This is a genomic window from Nocardia sp. NPDC060259 (assembly GCF_042728775.1).
GTDB lineage: Bacteria > Actinomycetota > Actinomycetes > Mycobacteriales > Mycobacteriaceae > Nocardia.
In genome coordinates this window covers 1-7,175 of sequence record NZ_JBHXAY010000177.1, presented here as the reverse complement: position 1 = coordinate 7,175, position 7,175 = coordinate 1, and the positions used below count along the sequence as shown (strand labels likewise).

2 protein-coding genes are annotated in these 7,175 nt (G+C 67.7%); both read right to left on the bottom strand.

Features of this window, described 5'->3' with window-relative positions; genetic code table 11:
• On the bottom strand, nt 1–3,793 hold a 3,793-nt coding region (locus ACFWF2_RS33080; protein ID WP_379311413.1), incomplete at its 3' end, for a type I polyketide synthase.
• Nucleotides 3,793–7,155 (bottom strand): SDR family NAD(P)-dependent oxidoreductase, encoded by a 3,363-nt coding sequence (locus ACFWF2_RS33075; protein ID WP_379311412.1) that lies wholly within the window; start codon nt 7,153–7,155, stop codon nt 3,793–3,795. The genes ACFWF2_RS33075 and ACFWF2_RS33080, both read right to left, overlap by 1 nt.
• Nucleotides 7,156–7,175: the final 20 nt, after the last annotated feature.

Genomic DNA, 7,175 nt, shown 5'->3' with positions numbered 1-7,175 from the left:
AACCAACACCCTCACCCCAACCAGTCCCATCAGCACCAGCCGAAAACGACTTACACCGACCATCAGCCGCGAGCCCACCCTGACGCGAAAACTCGGCGAACGCCAGGGGCGTGCACAGGATGGTGACGCCGCCGGCGACCGCCATCGAGCACTCACCACCGCGCACCGATCGCACCGCCCAATCCAGCGCCACCAACGACGACGAACACGCCGTATCCAGCGTCACCGCGGGCCCTTCCAGACCGAAGACGTACGAAATCCGCCCCGAGGCCACGCTGGCGGCGGTCCCGGTGAGGTTGTATCCAGCGACCGCCTGACGTGCGGGGGTAGCGGTCAGTCCGTAGTCCCGGCCGGACATACCGATGAAGACGCCGGTCCGGCTGCCCCGCAACGAATCCGGAGCGATACCAGCACGCTCGAACAACTCCCACGACGACTCCAGCAACAACCGCTGCTGCGGATCCATCGCCAACGCCTCACGCGGCGAGATACCGAAGAACGCGGCATCGAAATCCGCGGCCTCATACAGAAACCCACCAGCGGTGGTGGTGACGCCGGTCATCTCCTGCGGTTGCCACCCCCGGTCGGCGGGGAACTCCGCGATCGTGTCCGTCCCGGATTCCACGACCCGCCAGAGGTCCTCCGGCGCGGCGATCCCCCCGGGATACCGGCAGCTGGCGGCCACGATCACCACGGGATCGTCGTCGACGGCGGCGACCACCGGCGAGCTCGTTCCGTCCGCGCCGCGACCTGCCAGCTCGCCGTCGAGAAAGTCGACCACCGCATCGAACGTGGGATAGTCGAACACCAGCGTCGCGGGGAGGCGCAGTCCTGTCGCCATCACCAGGCGGTTGCGAAACTCGACCGCGGTCAGCGAATCGAAGCCGAGCTCCTGGAAGGTGCGCGGCTCGACCGTGTCGGGCGAGTCGTAGCCGAGCACATCGGCAACCTGCGTACGCACGACATCCGACAGCGCCCGGCCGCGCTCGGCGCCGGTCATCCGGGCGAACCTGCCGGTCGAGGGGCCCGGTGACGGTTCGGGGCTTTCCGCCGCCCCCACGGTCTCGCCGATCGTGGCATCACGGACGATCCCGGCCGTTTCGAGCCAGTATCGTTGTCGCTGAAAGGCATAGGTCGGCAGGTCGCGGGCTCGGCGGGACGAACCCCCCAGCACCGCAGCCCAGTCGACCGGCAATCCGTTCGCCCAGCCACGAGCCGCTGATTCCAGCAGCCGCTGTCGGCCGCCCTCGCCTCTGCGCAACGTACCGATCGCCAGCGCGGTGCCGCGAACCTCGTCGATGGCCTGGTCGATCGACGGGACCAGAACCGGATGCGCGCTGACCTCGACCAGGAACCGATAGCCCTGCCCCAGCAGTGTCCGCGCCGCGGCCGCGAAGCGCACCGGCCGGCGCAGGTTCTCGACCCAGTACCCGGCGTCGAGCTCGGGGCCTTCGAGCAATCCGCCGCGCACGGTCGAGTACATCGGTATCCGGGCTTCCCGAGGCGTGACCCCGGTCAGGACCTCGAGCAACTCCGCCGCGATATCGTCGACCTGTGCCGAGTGCGACGCGTAGTCGACATCGATCCACCGCACTCGCACCTGGTCGCCGTCACATCCGGCGACCAGTTCGCGCAACGCTTCGATCTCACCGGAGACCACTGTCACCGCGGGACCGTTCATCGCGGCCACCGATATCCGGCCTGCATAGGGCGTGATCAGCTGTTCGACGCGATCAGCGGAGAGGGCAACCGACACCATGCCACCGCGGCCGGACAGCTTCTGCTCGATGAGCCGGCTCCGCCGCACCACGACCCGGGCCGCATCCGCCAGGCTCAGTACCCCGGCCACGCATGCGGCCGCGATCTCACCCTGCGAGTGCCCGACGACAACGTGCGGTGTCACTCCCAGGGATTCCCATTCCGCCGCCAGCGACACCATGACCGCGAAGGACACCGGCTGGACGACATCCACCCGGTTCAACCATGACTGGTCCTCGCCGGTGACGACATCCATCAGCGACCATCCGCTGATCGGGTCCATGACGGTGGCGCATTCCCGCATCCGCGCCGTGAACACCTCGTTGGCCGCCAGCAGCTCCCGGCCCATGCCATGCCACTGCGCACCTTGGCCGGGAAACACGAACGCGACCGCACCGGCCGCCGCCCTGCCGCTGACCACACCGACTGTCGGGTTCTCCTCGGCCAGCGCCGTCAACCCCTGTCGCAGTGCGGTGAGATCGCGGCCGATGACGACACCACGATGCTCCAGCGCGGCACGCGTCGTGGCGAGCGACCATGCCACATCCGGGAGCTGCTCGTGCACGAGCGGGAAGCCGGCCAGGCGAGCGGCCTGATCGCGCACCGCGGCCGCCGTTCTGCCCGATACCAGGAAGGGCAGAGCCTCCGATGCGCGTGCCTGCGCCACTGGTGATTCCGGATCAGGAACCACCTCGGGCGCTTGTTCGAGAATCACATGTGCGTTCGTCCCGGAAACTCCGAACGACGAAACGCCCGACCGACGTGGCTGATCGCCGATGGGCCAGCCCGTCGTCTCGGTGACGAGCCGCACCGCACCGGCCGACCAGTCCACCTGCGGTGTGGGACGGTCCACGTGCAATGTCGGCGGAACGACCCCGCGCCGCATCGCCTCGACCATCTTGATCACGCCCGCGGCGCCCGCGGCGGCCATGGTGTGGCCGATATTCGACTTGACCGACCCGAGCAGCAGCGGCCGTTCCCTGGGGTGCCCTCGGCCGTAGGTCTCCAGGAGCGCCTGCGCCTCGATGGGATCGCCGAGCGTGGTCCCGGTACCGTGCGCCTCAACGACGTCGACATCAGTGGCCGAGAGCCTGGCGTCCGCCAGCGCTGCCCGGATCACTCGCTGCTGCGACGGACCGTTCGGTGCGGTGAGACCGTTCGACGCGCCGTCCTGGTTGACGGCGGATCCGCGCAGGAGCGCCAGCACCCGATGCCCGTTCCGCTGTGCGTCCGACAATCGTTCCAGCAGAACCAGGCCGACCCCTTCGCCCCAACCGGTTCCGTCGGCGGCCGCCGCGAAGGCCTTGCATCGCCCATCGACCGCCAATGCGCCTCGGCGCGTGAATTCCTCGAAAGCCTTCGGTGTCGACATCAGGGTGACGCCGCCGGCGACCGCCAGCGTGCACTCGTCGTCCCGCAAGGCCTTCGCGGCCAGGTGCATGGCGACCAGCGACGACGAGCACGCGGTGTCGACCGTCATGGTCGGCCCCTCGAGCCCGAGCACGTAGGCGATGCGACCGGACATGACCGCAGCGGAACTCCCGAGCACCGCATACGCGGCAGTCTCGGAATCAGCCGCTCCTGACAGGTCCCGGTAGTCCTGATCGTTCGTGCCGACGAAGACACCGGTGCGACTGCCACGCAACGACATCGGGTCGATACGGGCTCGTTCGACCAGTTCCCAGGAAGTCTCCAGCAGCAGGCGCTGCTGTGGGTCCATCGCCAGCGCTTCACGGGGTGCGATCCCGAACAGCCCGGCATCGAATTCCGCTATGTCATCCAGGAATCCGCCGAACCCTTCGGCTTCCCGCCAACCTCGGTCGACGGGGAAACCAGTGATCGCGTCGCGGCCGTCCGCGACCAGATCCCAAAGTTCTTCCGGCGATTCGACTCCGCCGGGGAACCGGCACGCGAGGGAAACGATGGCGATCGGTTCGGCTTCGCGCGACTCGAGATCCTGCACACGCTGTCGCGTTCGCTGCAGCTCAGCGGATACTCGCTTGAGGTAGTCGACGAGCTTCTCTTCGTTGGACACTAGTTCAGTTCTCCGAACTCGCGGTCGATGAATTCGAGGATGTCGTCGGCGGTCGATGCCGTGGGCACCGAAAGCGCCGGTATGTCGTTGCCGCGCTGCAGTTTCCACAGCATCGACTGGAGCCGTCCCGTGATCTCGGAGACGGCGTGGTCGTCCGGATCGACGTCGAGCAGCATCCGTTCGAGAGAGTCCAGTTCGACCATCGCGCGGTCACCCGGCCGCGCCTCCTCCGGCACCAGCAGAGCGGTCAGCAGGTCGGCCAGATCCACCGGAGTGGGATGGTCGAACACCAGCGAAGGCGCAAGGGCCAGCCCCGTCTGGGCAACGAGCCGGTTGCGCAACTCCACAGCGGTCAGCGAATCGAATCCCAGTTCGGTGAAGGCGCTGCTCGCGGTGATTCCGACCGCCGAATCGTGCCCGAGCACGACCGCGACATTCTCGATGACGCTGCGCAGCACGACTTCCCGCCTGCGTCCTGGGACAAGCGCCCCGATGTCGTGAAGAACGGACGAGTGCGCGGCGGGCACCGGTTTCGCCAGCCCGTGCAGCGCTACGGGAAGGTCTGCCCGGCTCGTTGCGGCGAGCATCGCTGGATCCAGCGATAGCGGCACCGGTACCGGATGAGTGCCACCGAGCATCGCGTCGAACAGCTTCATCGCATGCCCGGCGGTCAGCGGAACCGCACCGATCCGGGTGAGCCGACGCCGATGGGCGGCGTCGAGACGCCCGCCCATTCCGGCGTCTGCCCACAGCCCCCAGGCCATGGAGGTCGCGGGCAACCCCCACGCATGCCGCTGATGGGCGAGGGCATCGAGAAAGGCGTTGGCCGCGTTGTAATTCGCCTGTCCTGCGGTACCGATAGTCGCCGCCGCGGACGAGAACAGGATGAACTGGTCGAGATCTCGTTCCCGGGTCAGTTCGTGCAGGTGCCACGCGCCGTCGACCTTGGGCCGCAAGACCTCCGCCAATCTCGGGTGATCCAGCGACAGTACGGCGGCGTCATCGAGCAGACCTGCCAGATGCACGATGGCACCTAGTCGGCGGGGTATCCGCTCCAGTAGATCGGCGACGGCCGCCCGATCCGCGATATCGCACGCCGCGACCTCGACCTCGACGCCGCGCTCGGCCAGCTCGCTCTGCAGTCGCGCCAACTCCGGAGATTCCGGCCCCCGGCGGCTGACCAACAGCAGATGCCGGACTTCGTGCCGCGCAGCGAGATGCCGGGCAACGACACTTCCGAGCGCTCCCGATGCTCCGGTGACAAGCACCGTCGCCTCCGGATCGAAGGCCCGTCCCGCGCCCGTTGTCGGATCGAGCGCCGTGAGCCTGCCCGTGTCGAAGCGGTTGCCGCGTACCACCACTTCGGCTTCTCCACTGGCCAGCGCCGAGGCGAGCACACGATCCGACAGCTCCTGCTCGTCGAGATCGACGAGCAGGAGCCGGTCCGGGTGCTCGGCACGGACGGAACGGGCCAATCCCCAGACCGGCGCGTGTCCGAGATCGACCTGGTCAGCACCGAGTTCCACGGCGACAGCACCGCGAGTGACCAGCACAAGGCGGCTGTGCGCGAAGCGGGGCTCGCGCAGCCACGCCTGCACCAGGTCCAGCCCTTCGCGGGCGCCTGCATGCGCGCGCTGCGTCTGCTCTCCACTGGTGGGAAGGAGCTGAACGACCACATTTTCCGGAATCACCGCCGCTGCCAGCAGAGCGTCCAGGTCCCGGTGGTGCGCGGTGAACGAGGCGGTCGTCCGGTCGACATCGCCGACGATCGCGCAGCCGGGCACAGCCGGGCCATGCGATCCCGCCACCTCGATCGGCACCCAATCGAGGCGGTACAGATCGGAGTCGACCGTCCTGGCCGGCTGCCGTGCGGCTGACGCCCAGAAACGCTCGCGCTGAAAGGAATACGTCGGCAGGTCGACTATTCGACCACCACCGAGGACGTCGTCCCACGCGATCGGCACGCCATCGACATACAGCTCGGCCAGTGCGGACAGCATGGCCGCCGGCTCGGATCGCCCGGCGCGCAGGGTCGCGACCACCAGGCTGTGCTCATCAGCGCTCAGGCATTCCTGCACCATCGGGACGAGTGCGGCAGTGGGATCCACCGCCACATACCGGGTGACGCCGAGGTCGGCCAGCGCCTGGATACCGTGGGAGAACCGCACTGTTTCCCTGGCATGACGCGCCCAGTATTTCGAGGAGGCGAGATCCTCGGCCGTGAGCGGCATGCCGGTCAGGTTCGACACCACCGGAATCCGCGGCGCGTCGACGACGATATCCGCGCAGACCTTGTCGAACTCCGCGAGGATCGGCTCGAGGAACGCCGAGTGGAAGGCGTGCGACACCGTGAGCGACTTGGTACGCCGCCCGCGCGCGGCGAAGAGCGCCGCGACCCGATCCACGGCATCGGTCGCCCCGGAAATCACCACGGCCATCGGACCGTTCACTGCCGCGAGATCGACATCGGCGCACAGATGCTCCTGCACTTCCGCTTCCGTCGCTTCGAGGGCAACCATGGAGCCGCCGAGCCCCGGATGGTCGTCATTGGATGGCAACTGCTGCATCAACCGGCCACGTGCCACCACCATCCGCGCCGCATCAGGCACCGAAATCGCCTCGGCGACACAGGCGGCGGTGATCTCACCGATCGAATGGCCGATGACGTAGTCGGGGACGACGCCCCAGGAGAACAACAGCCGGAACAGTGCGTACTCCACGGCGAACAGACCCGGCTGGGTGTATTCCGTTTGATCCAGCAACTGCGGCTCTCCGAAGATGACGTCGCGCAGCGATCGGTCCAGCAGGGGATCGATGTGGCCGCAGACTTCGTCGAGCGCTGCGGCGAAAATGTCGTAGGAGTCGTACAGTTCCCGCCCCATTCCGGCACGCTGGGAGCCCTGGCCCGCGAACACCATCGCGAGACGACCGGTACGGGCAAGACCCTGATGCACAGAGGCGGAGGCCGTTCCCGCGATCAGCGCGTCGAGTCCGCTGTCGAGCGAACTCCGATCCGCCGCGTCGACCACGGCACGGTAGGCGAATTTCGAGCGCGCGGTCGCCAGAGTCCAGGCGATATCGGCCAGTGCGGGCCCGTTGTGGTCCCCGGCGAGCATCTCTCGCAGCGCTACCGCCTGTGCGTGTAGTGCATCAGCAGTCCTACCCGACAACACCAACGGCACCACCGAAACACCCACCCCCACACCAACATCCACACCCTCAGACCCAACGACCTCCGGCGCCTGCTCCACGATCACATGCGCATTCGTCCCACTGATACCGAACGACGACACCCCCGCCCGACGCGGCCGCCCCGTCTCCGGCCACACACAAGACTCCGACACCACCTCCACCCCACCCACAGACCAATCCACATACGACG